The organism is Paenarthrobacter sp. Z7-10, assembly GCF_026932795.1.
Taxonomy (GTDB): domain Bacteria; phylum Actinomycetota; class Actinomycetes; order Actinomycetales; family Micrococcaceae; genus Arthrobacter_M.
In genome coordinates this window covers 1-14268 of record NZ_JADPVH010000011.1, presented here as the reverse complement: position 1 = coordinate 14268, position 14268 = coordinate 1, and the positions used below count along the sequence as shown (strand labels likewise).

The following is a 14268-nucleotide window of genomic DNA, read 5'->3' as shown; positions in this document are numbered from 1 at the left end:
AAGAATATACGACGGGAAGCATCTCCAGCTGGCAGCCTGCCCCAAGTAGGTAGCAGCTGATGCACTCATTCGGCCTTTTGAGTGCATCAACTGTTACTTAGATGCCGTGGGCACGGGACCAAGGTCCGGGCAGGAACCAAGACAGTCGCACACGGGCAGGAACGAAGACAGTCACACGACTGTGAAGCCCTCCGGAAGACCCGTCCTGCCGGTCAACGCAGTGAGAACCTCCAGTCCGCAGCCCAGTTCAACGGCGATCCGGCCCGCGAGCGCCGTTGCCTCCAACAGGACATCAGCGGGTAACGCGGCCGCCACTCCCGCCGCAGCTGCGATGTCGAGGCTGTGAACTGCGAGCTCAAAGGTCCGAGTCGGAAGATAATTGCGCAGATACATACCACCGGCCGCGGTTTCAATCAGGACATCGGGCGAAGTATCCACGGACTCCAGCGCGTGGTCGACGAGGACGCGAACCGCAGTGGCGGGCTCGGCACCTAATTGCCGACCCGCTTGCCGACCCCGCTCGGCCACGGCAACCGCGTAGGCGTCCGGCATGGCCATCCCGCCGGCGCCTGGATTGGCTGCCCCGTCGGCTACCGCATTGACTTCCGGACTCGCTGCCGAGGCGGTCTGTTTAGCCCTGGCGAAATACTGCTCAGGGCTCGAAGCTGCCTCGTTCGCTGCCGGCCGCTGCAGATAGTTGATCACAGTGCTGAGTGCCCGGCTGGTGTGCCCCACGAGCGCGCGCAGGTCCCACTCGCCCAGGCCTGGTTCCTCCCAATCGTCGGCCGGAATCCGAGCGACAAGATCGGCGAAGACGAGAGCTGCCGACCGGTAAGTTGCTTTCGCCGCGGCCAGGTCAATCATGGGTCCATTCTGCACCCGCCGGCCCGGCAGGAGCAGCGGGATCAGTTGGTGGGTCGAATCTCGATCACCGTTGCCAGCGCTGCAGGGTTCTCGCCGCCCAACAAGTACGCCACACCGTCAACCACGACGGCGGCCGGCATCGCCACGGCCTCCGGAAGAGTTCCTGCCCGGATGACATGCCCGGTCGCGGGGTCCAGGCGCCAGATGGCCGAACTGGGCTGCCCATCAACCACGCCGCCCAGCACCAGGATCGTGCCGCCCACAACGACGGCGGCGGCTTCGTTCAGCGCAACGGGAAGGTGCCCGACGACGGCCGCGGCCCCGGTGCGTGTGTCCACCCGTTGGATGACATCGGTCGGCGTGGCGCCAACCGTGCCGCCGAACACCCAGAGTTGCTGTCCCAGGGCAGCGGCAGCCGCGTACCGGACGGGCTGCGCCAGCCGTGCGAGGGTTGTGAATGTTGTCCCGTCAGTGGTGCGCAGCACCGCCGGGCTAGGGTGGGTGCCGTCGAACCCGCCAACGAGATATGCGGGTCCCCCTTGACCACTGGCGGCCACGGACAAGTCAGCACGCAGCTGCGGGAGCCGACTCACCACCGCTGCCCGGGTCTCGCCCGGCAGAAAGCTCTGCACCGCGTCCAGAACGGAAGCGCCACCTCCCCCAAAGATAAAATAGCGGCCTCCGAGATGGGCTCCCCCGGCATCGTGAACACCACGCGCGAGGATGCCCAGCGGCCGATTCTGCCCGGTCGCGGGATTGATGTCCGTAATGGCTGCCGAGGAGATGCCGGAGTCGAAGAGTCCGCCGATGAGCAGCAGATTGGCCCCGCTGGACAGGCCAACGGCTCGAGTGACCGGGGTGGGCAGTCGCCACTGCGCCAAGGTGGCGGAAAAAGTCGTCGACGCGGGACGTGGAGTTTCTGTCGGAATCGGTGGCGTGGAGAACTCCGGTGGCGGCGACGCAGCCGGGCTGCCGGCCGCCTGACTTTTGGCAGCGGATGCGGGAGTCCCGGGTGCGCCGGTGCAGGCACTAAGCACCAAGGCAGCGGTGATTCCCGTCACGGCCAGGCGCCCCAAGCGAATCAGCACGGTGGAGACCCTAGCGGGTAATGCCAGTGTGGCCGAGGCTGTACCGGCCGGGCTGGGGCCACACGCACAGGCCGTGTGGCTGGGCGCCCACCGGGATCGTGTGAGTCACCGAACCGTCGCGCGTCGAAATGACGTAGACGACGCCGTCGTACCGGCCGGATAACCAGAGGTGCGCGCCGTCGGCGGTGACGTTGCCCATGTCCGGACTGCCGCCACCGGGAATTTTCCACTTGGTCACTTTGGCGCCGGTGTAAGCATCGAGGACGCTGATGCTTCCCTCCAGCCGGTTGGAGACGTACAGCTTTTTGGCGTCGCGGGAGAGGTACAGGCCGTGCGCACCTTTACCCGTCGGGATGAACCGCACCACCTTGGTGGCGGCGTGATCGAGGACCCACAGCCCACCTTCGTCCGAGTCCGCGATGAAATAAGCCGAGCCATCCGGGGCGAGCTTGATGTCCTGCGGCCCCATATGGGTATTGCGGTGCGGCATGTCAATGGTGCGCAGGAGCTTGTGCGAGGCAACGTCGACGACGGCGACGCGGCCGGCAAACTCGGCGGTGAAGACGGCGGTGCGGCCGTCGGCGGAGAAATCCGCGTGGTCAATCCCGGCGCAGCCGGGAAGGGATGTCACGTCCTGCTGCTTCCAGGTGTGCGGGTCGTACCAGAAGAGTTGACGCAGTGCCTCGGCCACCACGATGGCGGATCGGCCGTTGGGTGTGAAATACAGGTTGTACGGCGCCATGGCCGGGATCGGCTTCCCCGGCTTGCCGGTACGTGGATCGAAGGGCAGCAGTTGGTCGCCAAGGTCATCCGTGGCATACAGGGTGCGCATGTCCCAGGAGGGAACCACATGCTGGATTTCCAGGCCTGCGTGGTAAGTCGCGATCACGGTGAAAGTATGCGGATCGATCACCGACACGTCTCCGGAAATATTGTGTGGCACATAGACCAGCGGTTTATCAGCCCGAACCGAGCTCAGGAGCATGTTGGCTCCCGCCTGCGAATACACATTGTGCGGATCCGTCACGGCAGGCATCCCGGCCAGCCCCTGCACTGCCGGAGTAGGGGACGCGGTGGCGCCCGCCGAGGGGCCCTCGGTGGTCCCGTCCGTCACCCCCGCGGACTGGCTGTCCGTCACGTGGGCGGTGGGGCCACTCGTCGTCCCCGATGCCGAGACCAGCGGGGATGACGACGCTCCGGTGGCCGCGCCCCTCGCCGTCGTCGACGTATCACAGCCTGCCAGCGCTCCCGAAACCAAGGCTCCCGCACCCAGGCCAAGGAGCCGCCGTCGGGACAGCGCCGCATCGTCGTTTTTCACGTACGTTCCTCCCACCAGTATCGCGCCGAGAACGTGATCCTGAACACAACTCGATGCTAGCGGCAATTCACGCGCACGGAGTGAAGAAGCGGGGCAGCAAAATTTGCCGGCTAATGAGCCCAGCGGTACATAAAGGCAGCCATCGCGTCCCGGTTGACGCCCTGAACGGAACGGAATGTCCTGCTGCCATGCGTCGCGGTCCAACCGGTGGAAATGCCTTTCGCAGCCAGCCAGGAAATTTCCTTGTAGAACATTTGGGCCTTCTTCACATCCGTGAAGCCGGACCTTGTCGGCGCCTTATAGGAAGGTGAGCCCGCGAGTCGGTACATGAAAGCCGCCATCGCATCACGGTTCACCACCTGCAGCGGCCGGAAGATCTTCGTCCGGTGCGGCCCGGCATACCCGGTGGAGATCTTTTTGCTGGCCAGCCAGCAGATTTCCTTGTAGAACTGCTGACCCCTTTTGACGTCGGCGAACGGCGAAGTTTTGGGCGCCGTGTAGGCGGGAGAGCCTGCCAGCCGGTAGAGGAACGCCGCCATCGCGTCACGCTTGATGCGCTCCAGCGGATGGTACGTTTTGGTGCCATTCGCCGCGACAAAGCCGGTGGAGATCTTCCGGCTGGCCATCCAGTTCATCTCTTTGAGGAACATCTGTCCAGCCACCAGATCCTTGAAGGGTGACACCGGCGGCGCAGGTTTGGCTGCAGGCGCAGGAGGCTTCGGATATCCCGCCAAATTCGCGACCACCAGATGCCAGCCCTTATACGGGCCGCTGGTGGGGACCACCACACCGACGCCGGTGTCGCTCTCCCTCGCATCCAACATGGCCGCTTTGTGCGATGGTGAGCCCATCCACCAGTTCACGATGTTCGCCTCGGAGAAGTTGAAGGCAATGATTTCCCCGTACCAGGTGGCACCGTCTGGAATTTCGGCGCCTCCGCCGTCGGTGCGGTGAATCTTCCCCCAGTCGAAGGCAGCACTTTTAGTCGCAACTCCCAGATGATTGGCCCAAGCCTGAGCAACCTCGGCAACGCCCTCGTTCCAGCGCAGCAGCGGCACACCGGCAGCCCGCCGCTGTGCGTTCATCAGGGCATAGACCTTGTGGGCGTAAGTGGTGCTGGACGCGGATTGCGTCGAATCGGATTGCGTCGAATCCGTCGGGGAAGGTATTCCGGCGGGCCCGATGGGCGGCCCCACGCCGCCGCCGGGCAGTACGAGGTCCGGGGACGGTTTGGGTGTCACAGGCAGCACTGGCGAGGCCTCCGGCTGCAGGTCAGCCGTCACCGAATTGGCGGCAGGAGGTCGTTCGACGGCGGTGGCCGCCCCGGCGGACAGCGAGACAAAGGCGAGCGCAAGGGCAATTATTCCGGGCAGGATGGAAGCCCGGGGGGCGATTTTTTTCATGAGACCAAACTGTTTATCGGGAACACCGCGGTCACAACCACGCTGATGGCCGCAGAACGACCAACGGCGTGGTTGAGCATGAATTCAAGGCTGAATTCTGATTGCCTCATTCGTGCAGGACGGCGCCACTATCCAATAACGGCACCTAACGCGCATTCGTTAGCAAACGGGGCAAACTTTCTAGCAGAGGTTTGGTAAAACGGCCGGAAAGCTGCGGACCGTGTCGCATTTATCCCGGGCTTAGTCTTATCCAGGCTCAGTACGCCTGCCCCATCGCACGCACCGCCCGCTGCATGGAACCACCAAGGCCCCACTTCGTGGACAGCGAGTCCAACGCCTCCACGCGGGGCCCGTCGAGCGGACGGATCTTCGTCTCCACGTCCGGGAGGTCAAGGTCGCGGACAACCCTGACAACACGCGGGGCCACCTTGAGATAGGCCGCAGAGGCCTTGATCTTCGACCGCACCGAAGCTGACAGCGGTATCTCCGGATCCGCGGCGGCCCGGATGATGCCATCGAGATTACCGAATTCAGCCAACAAGCCCGCGGCGGTCTTCTCCCCCACGCCGGGTACGCCGGGGATCCCATCCGACGGATCGCCGCGCAGAACCGCGAAGTCCGCATATAGGCTCGGAGCGATCTTGTACTTCGCCACGACCACGGCGTCGGTGACCAGCTCAAGCTTGCTCATTCCGCGGGCTGTGTAAACCACCCGAACGGCAGATTCGTCGTCGACGAGCTGGAACAGGTCGCGGTCCCCGGTGATGACATCGACGGGAGTCCGCGCCCGCGTCGCCAACGTGCCGATGACGTCGTCGGCCTCGTGGTCCTGCGCCCCGAGGACCGCTATGCCCAATGCCCCGAGCACCTCGCGGATAATCGGAATCTGCGCGTCAAGGAGTTCGGGCGTCTGCTCCACATCGTTGCCACCGGGGACCACCGCTGCCAGACGGTGCGCCTTATAGGCGGGCAGCAGCGCCACCCGCCAATGTGGGCGCCAATTGTCATCCCAGCACGCCACCAGCTCGGTCGGTTGAAAATCCGTAATCAACCGGGCGATCATATCCAGCAGCCCGCGTACGGCGTTGACCGGCTGGCCGTCCGGCGCCCGTATCGTGTCGGGCAGCCCGTGGAAGGCACGAAAGTACAGCGAAGCGGTGTCGAGGAGCATCAATCGTCCGGTCACACCACTGATTCTGGCACGACAATCTTCGTTCCGGCGGCTGTGAGGCCTCAACAATGGCGCTTCGATCCAGATGCTTGCCATAATCCGTTAGTGTGCACTAACGTATTACATGTGGCTGATCTCCTCGAAACGGCGGCCGAACCGAACAGGCGCCGACTGCTCCAGCTCCTCGCCAGCGGCGAACGGAGCGTCACAGACTTAACGCGTAATTTTCCCGTCAGCCGTTCGGCAATCTCGCAGCACCTGCTCCTGCTGGCCGATGTTGGTCTGGTACAGGCGCGCAAAGAAGGCCGCAACCGGTTCTACAGCCTCAACGCCTGGGGAATGTCCAGACTTCGCGGATCGCTGGAGTCCTTCTGGACGGCCGAACTGGATCTGCTCGTCGCGGACGCCACCACCCTGCACCAAACAGCCCAAGGAGAACTCTGATGCCCATTGAAAAGTCTGTCTTTCTTCCGGTCGACCCGGACGCCGCTTTTGCCCTGATCACCGAACCGGAGCGGCTGCGGCGTTGGCAGACCGTCGCGGCGTTGAGGGCGGGACCGCCGTCCGTCTCGTCCATGAGGGACTCAGCGACGAAGAGGCCATCGGGCACACCGAAGGATGGAACCATTACCTCGACCGCCTGGTGACATTCACAACAAGCAGCGACGCGGGAGCCGACGACTGGGCCGCTGCCCCCGATCCCCTCACTGCGCTGGTGAGCGCCGAGGCGACCCTGGACGTGCGCTCGGCATCACGGTTCCAGATCATCGGGAAGACGCACCCGAGGTCCGGATCGCAGACGCCGCCCAACCAACCCTCGAAACCTTCCAGGCCCGCGGCCTGGAAGGAACTTTGGACATGGGGTTCGCGGAACTGCCGGCCACCATGGTCGCCAATATCCTGAACCTTGAATTCCTGGTCCACGCCTGGGACTTCTCCGTGGCCACCGGCGCGCAACTTGAGGTCTCCCCCGTCCTCTCTGATTACGTCCTGCAACTGGCCCGCAAGACCATCAGCCCGCAGATGCGCGGGAACAGCTTCGCCGAAGAAACCCTTGTCGACGAATCGGCTGCGAGCCTGGACCGACTGGTCGCTTTCACCGGCCGCTGGGTCGCGGTACATTAACCGGATCGGAGGAAACACCATGGTGAACGTCGAAACGAACCTCCTCATCCACGCACCGCGGTCGATGGTGGCGGACTACGCCAGCGACCCCGACAATGCACCGCATTGGTATGCGAACATTCGCTCAGCTACCTGGCACACACCCCGTCCGCTCGCGGTTGGGTCCCAGGTAGCCTTCACGGCCCATTTCCTGGGCCGGGGGCTGAATTACGTCTATGAGTTCACGGAACTGGTTCGCCACGAGAAGCTCGTCATGCGTACCAGCCAGGGACCGTTCCCGATGCAGACCACTTATACCTGGACGGATGGGGGCGGATCGACGCGGATGTCCCTGCAGAACAGAGGCGAGCCTTCGGGATTCTCCGCCGTCGCCGGGGTCTTCATGTCCCCGATGATGCGCCGGGCGATGCGCAAAGACCTCGAGGCCCTCAAAAAAATCCTGGAGTCCACCAGCAACCAACGCTCTCAGCCACAGCCCAGCACCGATTAATTGAAGGGAAATCATCATGAGCAAGTTCATTTACATTTACAGGGGTCCGGCCACACCAATGGATGAATTCACCGAGGAGCAATCCGCGGAGCAGACGGCGGCGCGGGAAACCTGGATGGGCAAGGTCGGCCCCGCCCTCGCCGACGGCGGAGCTCCGTTCGGAGCCCGCACCGCCGTCGTCGACGATGGAACTACCGCCGACGCCTCGGATCTGCAGGGATACACCATCATTGAAGCCGAAAACCTGGACGCCGCCAAGGCACTTACAGAAGGCCACCCGTTCCTCTCGGACGGCCATGGCAAGTTCAGTTTGAAGATCTTCGAACTCATCGACATGAACATGTAGTTGCCTCCGCATCGGAAGGGTCTGCCGTTGCCACCGCAGCGGCAGACCCTTCCAGCGCCGGCGAGGCGCAACGGACTACTCCGCATGATGCAGGCCGAAGTCGCTCAGCGGACCGACCTCTAAAAGGTGCTCAAGTCAGCCAACGAGGTCATTAATGCCTGCTTGGGCCCGACAACGCTGCGGCAAGTTCCTCGAGTGATTCCACGGTGTAGTCCGGGGCGTTGAAGTAGGCCGGATAGGCACTCCCGTTCCGGTTGATCCATGCGGTGCCTAAGCCGGCCCGCGCGGCACCGTGGATGTCCCAGGGGTGGACCGCGACCAGCATCATCTGCTCCGGGGCCACGCCACAAGCCTCCGAGGCGTACCCGTAGGATGCCTTGGCCGGTTTCCAGGCGGGAGCATCCTCGACTGAAAGCAAGAGGTCGAACTCGTCCCGGATACCAGCCGGACCGAACAGGTTTTCAGCAACTGTGGTGGACCCGTTGGTCAGGGTGACCAACCGGTATCCGGCGCTTCTGAGCGAGCGCACGCCCGGCACCACGTCCGGGTGCAGGCCCAGGCCTCCCATACCCGCCATGATGTGTTCCACTGCCTGGTCCGGCTCCATGTCCAGCTTCAGGCCACCGAGGAGTCCACGCAGCACCTCCGCCCCAACATCGGCGAACCGGCTGTTGTCCCCGGCCGCGGTGAGAGCGAATCCATCCCGCAGCAAGGTGGCGAACCAAAGCTTAGCAAGGCTTGCAGGCACACCTGTCTCTGCAAATCTGTTCCCCATGGGCGACATATCCGAAAGAGTCTCGTTGACGTCGAAGACGACGACGTCGGGTTGCTTGTTCATGCTTCTCCTTGCGGTTAGGTGGATCCAGTGGAATCCAGCGCACGCCGGTCGTTCCGCCGGATGCTTGCGATTCTGCCATACCGCGGTCCAGTGGTGCCGCGGGCGCCAGCCCTGCACCGCGTCTGAGCACTAACCCGATCTGGAATAATTGCGGAGTGGACCTTCGACCGAACTACCCTGTCAGCACCCCGCGGCTGCAGCTGCGGCCACTGACCGCCAACGACACCACAGCCCTGCTGGCCTACCGCGGCGAGGCGGAAGTGTGCCGGTACCTGCCCTTCGAACCGATGGACGAGTCGACCATAGCTGCCCGGCTGGCCAGTGACCTGGGCCGCAGGGAAATCACCGGGGAGGGCCAGTCGCTGACCCTGGGAGTAGAGCTGGCAGATACGGCCACCCTGATAGGAGACGTCGTACTGTTCTTTCACTCGGTACGGCACGCAGGCGGTGAGATCGGCTATGTCTTCAACCCAACCGCGGCACATCGGGGGTACGCCGCGGAAGCCTGTGCCGCGGTGCTGGATCTAGCCTTCGATGATCTCGGTCTGCGCCGAGTCACCGCACGAATGGACAGCCGCAACGCCGCCTCGGCACGCCTCGTCACGCGTCTGGGCATGCGCCATGAAGCGCATCACCGCAGCAGCGAGATGTTCAAAGGTTCATGGGCCGATCTGGACATCTACGCGATTCTGGACGAGGAATGGCGCGCTCACCGCCGCCGGCACCCGCAGCCATAGGGACTCCCCTGACCGCCAAATCCGACGCCGCGGCTGCGGTCGCGCTTGGAGAGTCCGTGGCCGTTCGCTTGCAGAGTTGGCTCAGTTGAGCGTTGGAAGAGCGCCGTGACGACAACAGCACAATCGAAATCGGTCCTATTTTTCCTGTTTCCGGCGTACGATCTCGGTGATCCATATGGGCGCGAAGGGGGAGGTGCAATTCGGCGGTGTCGGGTAATCCTTGAGCACTTCCAAGCGCTCACCGATACGGATGGCACGGGCGCGTTGCTCGGGAAACTCGATGCCGATCTGGGCCAGACAATGGTTCATGGCCCACTGCAGGCGATCCGGGGCCTCCTTCATCTGCGCCTCAATGGTGTCGAGCAATTGTGAAAGGTCCAGGCCCACAGGATTCTTCACCACGCGTTCGCTGGTCAGCGCCCAACCCGCGCTGGCAACGAATGGGTCCGGATCGGCGAACCAGGCACCGCGCAGCTGCTCGGCGTGCGGGCTCTGTTTCACGACATAATTCACGAACCAGTCGTTCACCTTCGGCATTCGCGCCTCGCGCATCATTTGGTCCAGCTCGTCACGCCCAAATTCCTTCGGACGGCAGATCAGGAGCGCCACAAGCCTTGCCGCGGTATCACCCGTTGCCCAGAGCTGTCGCGCGAGTTCCTGCTGCGTCTTCAACCGCTTCGCGACCGCCCGCAGTTTGCCAAGATTCACACCGTGGGCGTCACCGTGTTTCTCATTCACCGCCCGCGCTTTCGGATCCTCCAGCGCGGCCAACTCGGCCATCACTTCAGCCACCGTTGTATTGGTCATAGTCATTCCGGCCATCTCGCCCTCCTCTCCATAATGTATGGAGAATCAGCCCAGTAAGAAAGCCCAGCCGATTAAGGGACTTGCGCCTGTAGGCACCTGCCAGGCGTCCTCCCGTACCGCGCCGGTGAAATTCAACGTTTGCAACGGTGTCCGTGCACTATTGTGCCTCCGCGAAATGTCCACGAATGCACTGGTCCGTCGCGAATGGCTGCCGCCGAGAACTCCGCGCCGCACTCGGCACAGTTGCGGTGCAGGTCGTCGACGGCGCTGGAATTCAAAGAAGGTCCGGAGGCCGCGGACTCAGCACCAAGCTCGGTGGAGAGCCGATGCTTACCAGGGATGTTTAGGGCAGACTGGTGGCGTGAGCGGAATCCTGTGGGTGCTGCACGTCGATCTCGACCAGTTCATCGCGGCGGTCGAAGTGCTCCGGCGGCCCGAGCTTGCGGGCAAGCCAATCATCGTCGGCGGTCGGGGCGACCCCACCGAACGAACCGTGGTGTCGACGGCGTCCTACGAAGCCAGGGCGTTCGGCGTGGGTTCCGGAATGCCCTTACGCGTCGCGGCCCGGAAAGTTCCGGACGCTGTGATCCTGCCCGTCGATCAGGAGGCTTACCTCGCGGCGTCCGAAACCGTGATGGCTACCCTGCGCGCGCAGCCCGGCGCCACCGTGCAGGTGCTGGGTTGGGACGAAGCCTTTATGGGCACCGAGACAGAGAATCCGGAAGCCTACGCCCGGCAGGTGCAGGCCGCTGTCCTGGAGCGAACCCGGCTGCATTGCAGCGTGGGCATCGGAGACACCCTGGTCCGCGCTAAAGTCGCTACCGGTTTCGGCAAGCCGGCAGGCGTCTTCCGTCTCACTGCCGGGAACTGGCTCGACGTCATGGGCGCTCGGCCCACGAAGGACCTGTGGGGCGTCGGAACCAAAGTGTCGGGCCGGCTGGCCAAACTCGGCATTAATACAGTCGCCGAGCTCGCCGCATCCGACCCTCAAGACCTGGTCCCGGAGTTCGGCCCCAAGATGGGTCCTTGGTACGCGGAGCTCGGACGCGGGGACGGCGCCAGCGATGTGGACGACACCCCGTGGGTTCCCCGCGGGCATAGCCGGGAGACCACCTTCCAGCGTGACCTGACGGAGCCTGCCCAGGTGGACGACGCATTGAGGGAGCTGACGGCGCGTGTCCTTGAGGATGTTGTGGCCGAAGGACGGCCCGTGGTTGGGCTGACTCTCAAGGTTAGGTACGCGCCGTTCTTCACCAAGACCCACGCGAGGAAGATTCCAGAGACATTCGACCGGAACGAAATCCTCGCGCTGGCCTTGAACCTCGCAGCCGAAATCGACGCGGGCCGTCCAATCCGGCTCCTGGGCCTGCGGGCCGAAATGACAATGCCCGACGATGCCCGGAAGGGACATACGCCAACGCGCGGTGGATGGTGACGGCGTCGCTCCCTGATACGTCGTCTCCTGCGAGGTCCGACATGCGCTGTGGGTCGTCCAAAGCGTTCGTTTCATGAAATGCCGCGTCGAATTCCATCTTGAATCGTGAAAATTCGCAGCAAGCTTTGCCAATCCCACCGGGCGCGTCCTACCCGGCATCCTCGAAGCCAAGCCAGGCGCGAGGGAGTAAATCGGCGCCACCTCAATCGGTAAGACCGCGCGGCGACGCGCTGCAGAAAAGGAACTAGCACTACGTAGCGCAAAGGCATGACGCTTTTCCCTGATTGGGGTAAAAACGCCGCAAATGCCGACTACTTTTGATCGGTGTCGGGAAGTTGACTTCCCGACACCACACATCCAGATGGAGTGACTTGTGATGGGCGATCCGCTTGATCCGGGCATCCTGCTCGAGAGCGCACGTCGTGCGATGAAGATTGCCGTGGAGCCGGATCGTTTCGGCGTTCGTTCCGTTGAGTTGCATGATGGGCAGATCGAGCTCATCTTTAACTGGAACGAGTACCCCGATCCCCTCGGTGTTCGCTTCGATCTGCCGGATAACACGGCCCATCGCTCTTGGGCGGAATGGGCCCCCGCCACCGTTGAAGAGTGAGCACAATATGCCATTCGAGTCACCTTTTTGGAGGAGATGCAGACGGGGTTTCTTTACCGCGCCAAGCGAGACTTCGATGGCAGTGTTATTTGGCTCTCCCCGCCTTCAGGCGAAGCGGAGCGGGCTTGCGTCTGCACCCCGGTCCGTGACCCTGGAGACCTCGGGCGCCTACGTGAAGCCGATCTGTCAACATCTGCGGGGATAGACGCGCTATCTTCGGGGCGCACCGTTATCTGGGGCCAGGCTGTCGTCGAGCGCACAGTACGTGCGCTGGGACAGATGCTGATTACTGGCGATCCTGGCAGCAGAACCGCCACCATCGTGGATATAGACGTGCCTGAAGTGCTACCTCGTCGTCAGAAAGTACTTTCCATTCTGATCGAGTACGGCATCGTCGCCGCAGCTGAACGCGGAATCCTCAAGCTCGTCTCAGCCGCGGCCCATCCGGAACTGCTCGCTGCGGGCTTCACCTCAGAAGGTGCAGGGTGGTCGTATCTGACGTCGGCACGCGCACGGGCGGAGAAGGGTGGCTAGCACCGTTGGACACCATCACCACTGATTACGGCCGTCTCCGCAGCGCAGTGACCGAGCCCCAGAACGCCTGCAACCTGCCCGGCGTCATGAACCCCGGGGTGCCCGTATTGCCTTCTTCCCCGACGTTCTGGAACTCCCGGCCCAGCTAATAGTGGTGGCGGGCCGCAATAATGACGAGCCGGCCCGGTTCGACGGTATAAACGAGTCGGTGCTCATCAGTGATTCGCCGTGAGCAATATCCGGAGAGCTGATGCTTGAGGGCTTCTGGCTTGCCAATGCCCGCGAAGGCGTCTCGTTGGCAGTCTTTGATCAACAGGCTAATACGTCTAACCATCGCCTTGTCGGTGCCAGTCCAATACATGTAGTCCTCCCCCGCCCTGTAGGTGAAGAGGATATTCATTCAGCCAGTTCTCGCATGACTGCTGTTCCGGCCCGGTGCTGGGCGATGCTTTCCAGCAGGTGGGCTGCGTTGGCGGGGGTCCGCAGAAGGTAGGCCGTTTCCTCAAGGGCCTCGAAATCGGCCAGCGACATCAGAACGGCGCTGCCCTTCTTGGACACAATTTCGATGGCCGTGTGATCGGCGTTGACCTGCTCGATGAGCGGGAACAGCTCGGCCCTGGCTTTTGAGGCGGTGATTGCCACGGTGACTCCTTATTTGGTACGACGTATCGTACCACTACCCGCCTTCGATCCGCCGAACCTTCCATTGGGACAGCGAGCCAGCCGTTCATAAGGGTCTCTACGGTCGGATCGCTCAGAGGGAGCCGCCATGACTCTGCCACTCCTCTATTTTGGTCTTGAGCCGGTTTTGGGCCTTTGCCTTGGTGGCCGCGAAGACGGTCAGCGTTCGCGTTTGGATGTCGTACTTCCGGACGGTGGCCCAGGCACGATGTCTACCCTCGGCATCCACAGCCTTCGAGACATCGATGCGGCCAAACCCACCTGCCGGGATGCGTGCTCTGGTCATCAGCCTGCGCTCCGGCGGCTAAGGGCCCCCCATTTCTCTACCGCAGGGGAACCTGATGTAATTCGGTCCGAGCCCCCGCCGACGACATGTTTGTCCCTCCTGAGCTACGTTTCCGCAGGCCAGAGGGAGTTTGTGGAGCCTCCTGCCGGATTCGAACCGGCGACCCCCTGTTTAGGATTTAGACGAAAATGTACTTGTCTGCTGTGCCCGAAAGGGGCCCACCCCAACGTGATCACTGAGGAATGTAGCTACATAACAAGGGACAAAATATCATCGCTTATTATTATTTGGGATGAGTAAAAGATGAGTTCGTAGAGGTAGCGTCCACTACCGTGGTGTAACCGGCCCTGATGGGCGTGTTGCGATAGCGTAGAGGCGGTCACCGCCTGATCCTTGGAAATGACAGTCCAATGTCTTTCCTGAAGGAGAACTCCGCGATGACCGCACCTTATTCTATCGATCCGACCCGTTTCCTGTCCGAGCAGCTCGAGCAGGCCTCCCCGGATCTGCTGCGCCAGATGCTCCAAACCTTCAT

General features: G+C 62.8%; 19 protein-coding genes. 9 read left to right on the top strand and 10 right to left on the bottom strand.

Annotated features, from left to right (window positions below; genetic code table 11):
* Positions 1–171: 171 nt before the first annotated feature.
* The 5 genes from IV498_RS05115 to IV498_RS05095 form a co-directional block, all read right to left on the bottom strand.
* Positions 172–864 carry a maleylpyruvate isomerase N-terminal domain-containing protein gene (locus IV498_RS05115; protein WP_269045488.1) on the bottom strand — a complete coding sequence of 231 codons (693 nt, stop codon included), beginning with the start codon at positions 862–864 and terminating at the stop codon, positions 172–174.
* 41 nt (positions 865–905) lie between these two features.
* The gene (locus IV498_RS05110) at positions 906–1952 is read right to left on the bottom strand and encodes a kelch repeat-containing protein (RefSeq protein ID WP_269045487.1); all 1047 of its coding nucleotides are present in this window, start codon (positions 1950–1952) and stop codon (positions 906–908) included.
* A gap of 10 nt (positions 1953–1962) precedes the next feature.
* Positions 1963–3270, bottom strand: a complete 1308-nt coding sequence (locus IV498_RS05105; protein ID WP_269045486.1) for a YncE family protein — start codon at positions 3268–3270, stop codon at positions 1963–1965.
* Between the two features lie 110 nt (positions 3271–3380).
* Entirely contained in the window at positions 3381–4673 is a 1293-nt protein-coding gene (locus IV498_RS05100) for a CAP domain-containing protein (protein ID WP_269045485.1), read from the bottom strand.
* A gap of 256 nt (positions 4674–4929) precedes the next feature.
* Positions 4930–5844 carry a 5'-3' exonuclease gene (locus IV498_RS05095; protein WP_442951295.1) on the bottom strand — a complete coding sequence of 305 codons (915 nt, stop codon included), beginning with the start codon at positions 5842–5844 and terminating at the stop codon, positions 4930–4932.
* Between the two features lie 126 nt (positions 5845–5970).
* Between IV498_RS05095 and IV498_RS05090 the strand changes: the two genes are divergently transcribed.
* From IV498_RS05090 to IV498_RS05070, 5 genes are read left to right on the top strand one after another with little or no spacing between them, the layout of a single operon-like run.
* Positions 5971–6288, top strand: a complete 318-nt coding sequence (locus IV498_RS05090; protein WP_269045483.1) for an ArsR/SmtB family transcription factor — start codon at positions 5971–5973, stop codon at positions 6286–6288.
* Complete coding sequence (locus IV498_RS05085; protein ID WP_269045482.1) at positions 6288–6491, top strand: hypothetical protein; 204 nt, start codon at positions 6288–6290, stop codon at positions 6489–6491. Before IV498_RS05090 ends, IV498_RS05085 begins: the two co-directional genes overlap by 1 nt.
* Complete coding sequence (locus IV498_RS05080; RefSeq protein ID WP_269045481.1) at positions 6463–6969, top strand: TIGR03086 family metal-binding protein; 507 nt, start codon at positions 6463–6465, stop codon at positions 6967–6969. The genes IV498_RS05085 and IV498_RS05080 overlap by 29 nt, the downstream gene beginning before the upstream one ends.
* Before the next feature lie 19 nt (positions 6970–6988).
* The gene (locus tag IV498_RS05075; RefSeq protein ID WP_269045480.1) at positions 6989–7459 is read left to right on the top strand and encodes an SRPBCC family protein; all 471 of its coding nucleotides are present in this window, start codon (positions 6989–6991) and stop codon (positions 7457–7459) included.
* Between the two features lie 16 nt (positions 7460–7475).
* Positions 7476–7805, top strand: coding sequence for a YciI family protein (locus tag IV498_RS05070; protein WP_269045479.1), 330 nt, complete (start codon positions 7476–7478; stop codon positions 7803–7805).
* A 151-nt stretch (positions 7806–7956) separates the two neighbouring features.
* Here the strand turns inward: IV498_RS05070 and IV498_RS05065 are convergent, their stop codons facing one another.
* Entirely contained in the window at positions 7957–8643 is a 687-nt protein-coding gene (locus IV498_RS05065; protein WP_269045478.1) for a haloacid dehalogenase type II, read from the bottom strand.
* A gap of 155 nt (positions 8644–8798) precedes the next feature.
* On the opposite strand from IV498_RS05065, the gene IV498_RS05060 reads away from it, so the two are divergent.
* Positions 8799–9380 (top strand): GNAT family N-acetyltransferase, encoded by a 582-nt coding sequence (locus IV498_RS05060; protein WP_269045477.1) that lies wholly within the window; start codon positions 8799–8801, stop codon positions 9378–9380.
* 135 nt (positions 9381–9515) lie between these two features.
* Here the strand turns inward: IV498_RS05060 and IV498_RS05055 are convergent, their stop codons facing one another.
* Positions 9516–10202 (bottom strand): DNA alkylation repair protein, encoded by a 687-nt coding sequence (locus IV498_RS05055; RefSeq protein WP_269045476.1) that lies wholly within the window; start codon positions 10200–10202, stop codon positions 9516–9518.
* 346 nt (positions 10203–10548) lie between these two features.
* Between IV498_RS05055 and IV498_RS05050 the strand changes: the two genes are divergently transcribed.
* The 3 genes from IV498_RS05050 to IV498_RS05040 all read left to right on the top strand — a co-directional run bounded on the left by IV498_RS05050 (position 10549) and on the right by IV498_RS05040 (position 12766).
* Entirely contained in the window at positions 10549–11622 is a 1074-nt protein-coding gene (locus tag IV498_RS05050; RefSeq protein WP_442951288.1) for a DNA polymerase IV, read from the top strand.
* A gap of 376 nt (positions 11623–11998) precedes the next feature.
* Positions 11999–12232: a hypothetical protein gene (locus IV498_RS05045; RefSeq protein WP_269045475.1), complete on the top strand. Its 234-nt coding sequence runs from the start codon at positions 11999–12001 to the stop codon at positions 12230–12232.
* Between the two features lie 333 nt (positions 12233–12565).
* Positions 12566–12766: a hypothetical protein gene (locus IV498_RS05040; protein ID WP_269045474.1), complete on the top strand. Its 201-nt coding sequence runs from the start codon at positions 12566–12568 to the stop codon at positions 12764–12766.
* Positions 12767–12911: 145 nt separating this feature from the next.
* On the opposite strand, the gene IV498_RS05035 is transcribed toward IV498_RS05040, so the two are convergent.
* The 3 genes from IV498_RS05035 to IV498_RS05025 all read right to left on the bottom strand — a co-directional run bounded on the left by IV498_RS05035 (position 12912) and on the right by IV498_RS05025 (position 13733).
* The gene (locus IV498_RS05035) at positions 12912–13166 is read right to left on the bottom strand and encodes a Txe/YoeB family addiction module toxin (RefSeq protein ID WP_269045473.1); all 255 of its coding nucleotides are present in this window, start codon (positions 13164–13166) and stop codon (positions 12912–12914) included.
* Entirely contained in the window at positions 13163–13408 is a 246-nt protein-coding gene (locus IV498_RS05030; protein WP_269045472.1) for a type II toxin-antitoxin system Phd/YefM family antitoxin, read from the bottom strand. The genes IV498_RS05035 and IV498_RS05030 overlap by 4 nt, the downstream gene beginning before the upstream one ends.
* A 112-nt stretch (positions 13409–13520) precedes the next feature.
* Positions 13521–13733 (bottom strand): hypothetical protein, encoded by a 213-nt coding sequence (locus tag IV498_RS05025; protein WP_269045471.1) that lies wholly within the window; start codon positions 13731–13733, stop codon positions 13521–13523.
* Positions 13734–14268: the final 535 nt, after the last annotated feature.

Coding starts and splice junctions, on each gene's coding strand:
- IV498_RS05045 (WP_269045475.1), top strand. CDS start 11,999: ATGGGCGATCCGCTTGATCCGGGCATCCTGCTCGAGAGCGCACGTCGT.
- IV498_RS05080 (WP_269045481.1), top strand. CDS start 6,463: ATGGAACCATTACCTCGACCGCCTGGTGACATTCACAACAAGCAGCGA.
- IV498_RS05055 (WP_269045476.1), bottom strand. CDS start 10,202: ATGGCCGGAATGACTATGACCAATACAACGGTGGCTGAAGTGATGGCC.
- IV498_RS05025 (WP_269045471.1), bottom strand. CDS start 13,733: ATGACCAGAGCACGCATCCCGGCAGGTGGGTTTGGCCGCATCGATGTC.
- IV498_RS05035 (WP_269045473.1), bottom strand. CDS start 13,166: ATGAATATCCTCTTCACCTACAGGGCGGGGGAGGACTACATGTATTGG.
- IV498_RS05095 (WP_442951295.1), bottom strand. CDS start 5,844: ATGCTCCTCGACACCGCTTCGCTGTACTTTCGTGCCTTCCACGGGCTG.
- IV498_RS05075 (WP_269045480.1), top strand. CDS start 6,989: ATGGTGAACGTCGAAACGAACCTCCTCATCCACGCACCGCGGTCGATG.
- IV498_RS05070 (WP_269045479.1), top strand. CDS start 7,476: ATGAGCAAGTTCATTTACATTTACAGGGGTCCGGCCACACCAATGGAT.
- IV498_RS05085 (WP_269045482.1), top strand. CDS start 6,288: ATGCCCATTGAAAAGTCTGTCTTTCTTCCGGTCGACCCGGACGCCGCT.
- IV498_RS05065 (WP_269045478.1), bottom strand. CDS start 8,643: ATGAACAAGCAACCCGACGTCGTCGTCTTCGACGTCAACGAGACTCTT.
- IV498_RS05100 (WP_269045485.1), bottom strand. CDS start 4,673: ATGAAAAAAATCGCCCCCCGGGCTTCCATCCTGCCCGGAATAATTGCC.
- IV498_RS05115 (WP_269045488.1), bottom strand. CDS start 864: ATGATTGACCTGGCCGCGGCGAAAGCAACTTACCGGTCGGCAGCTCTC.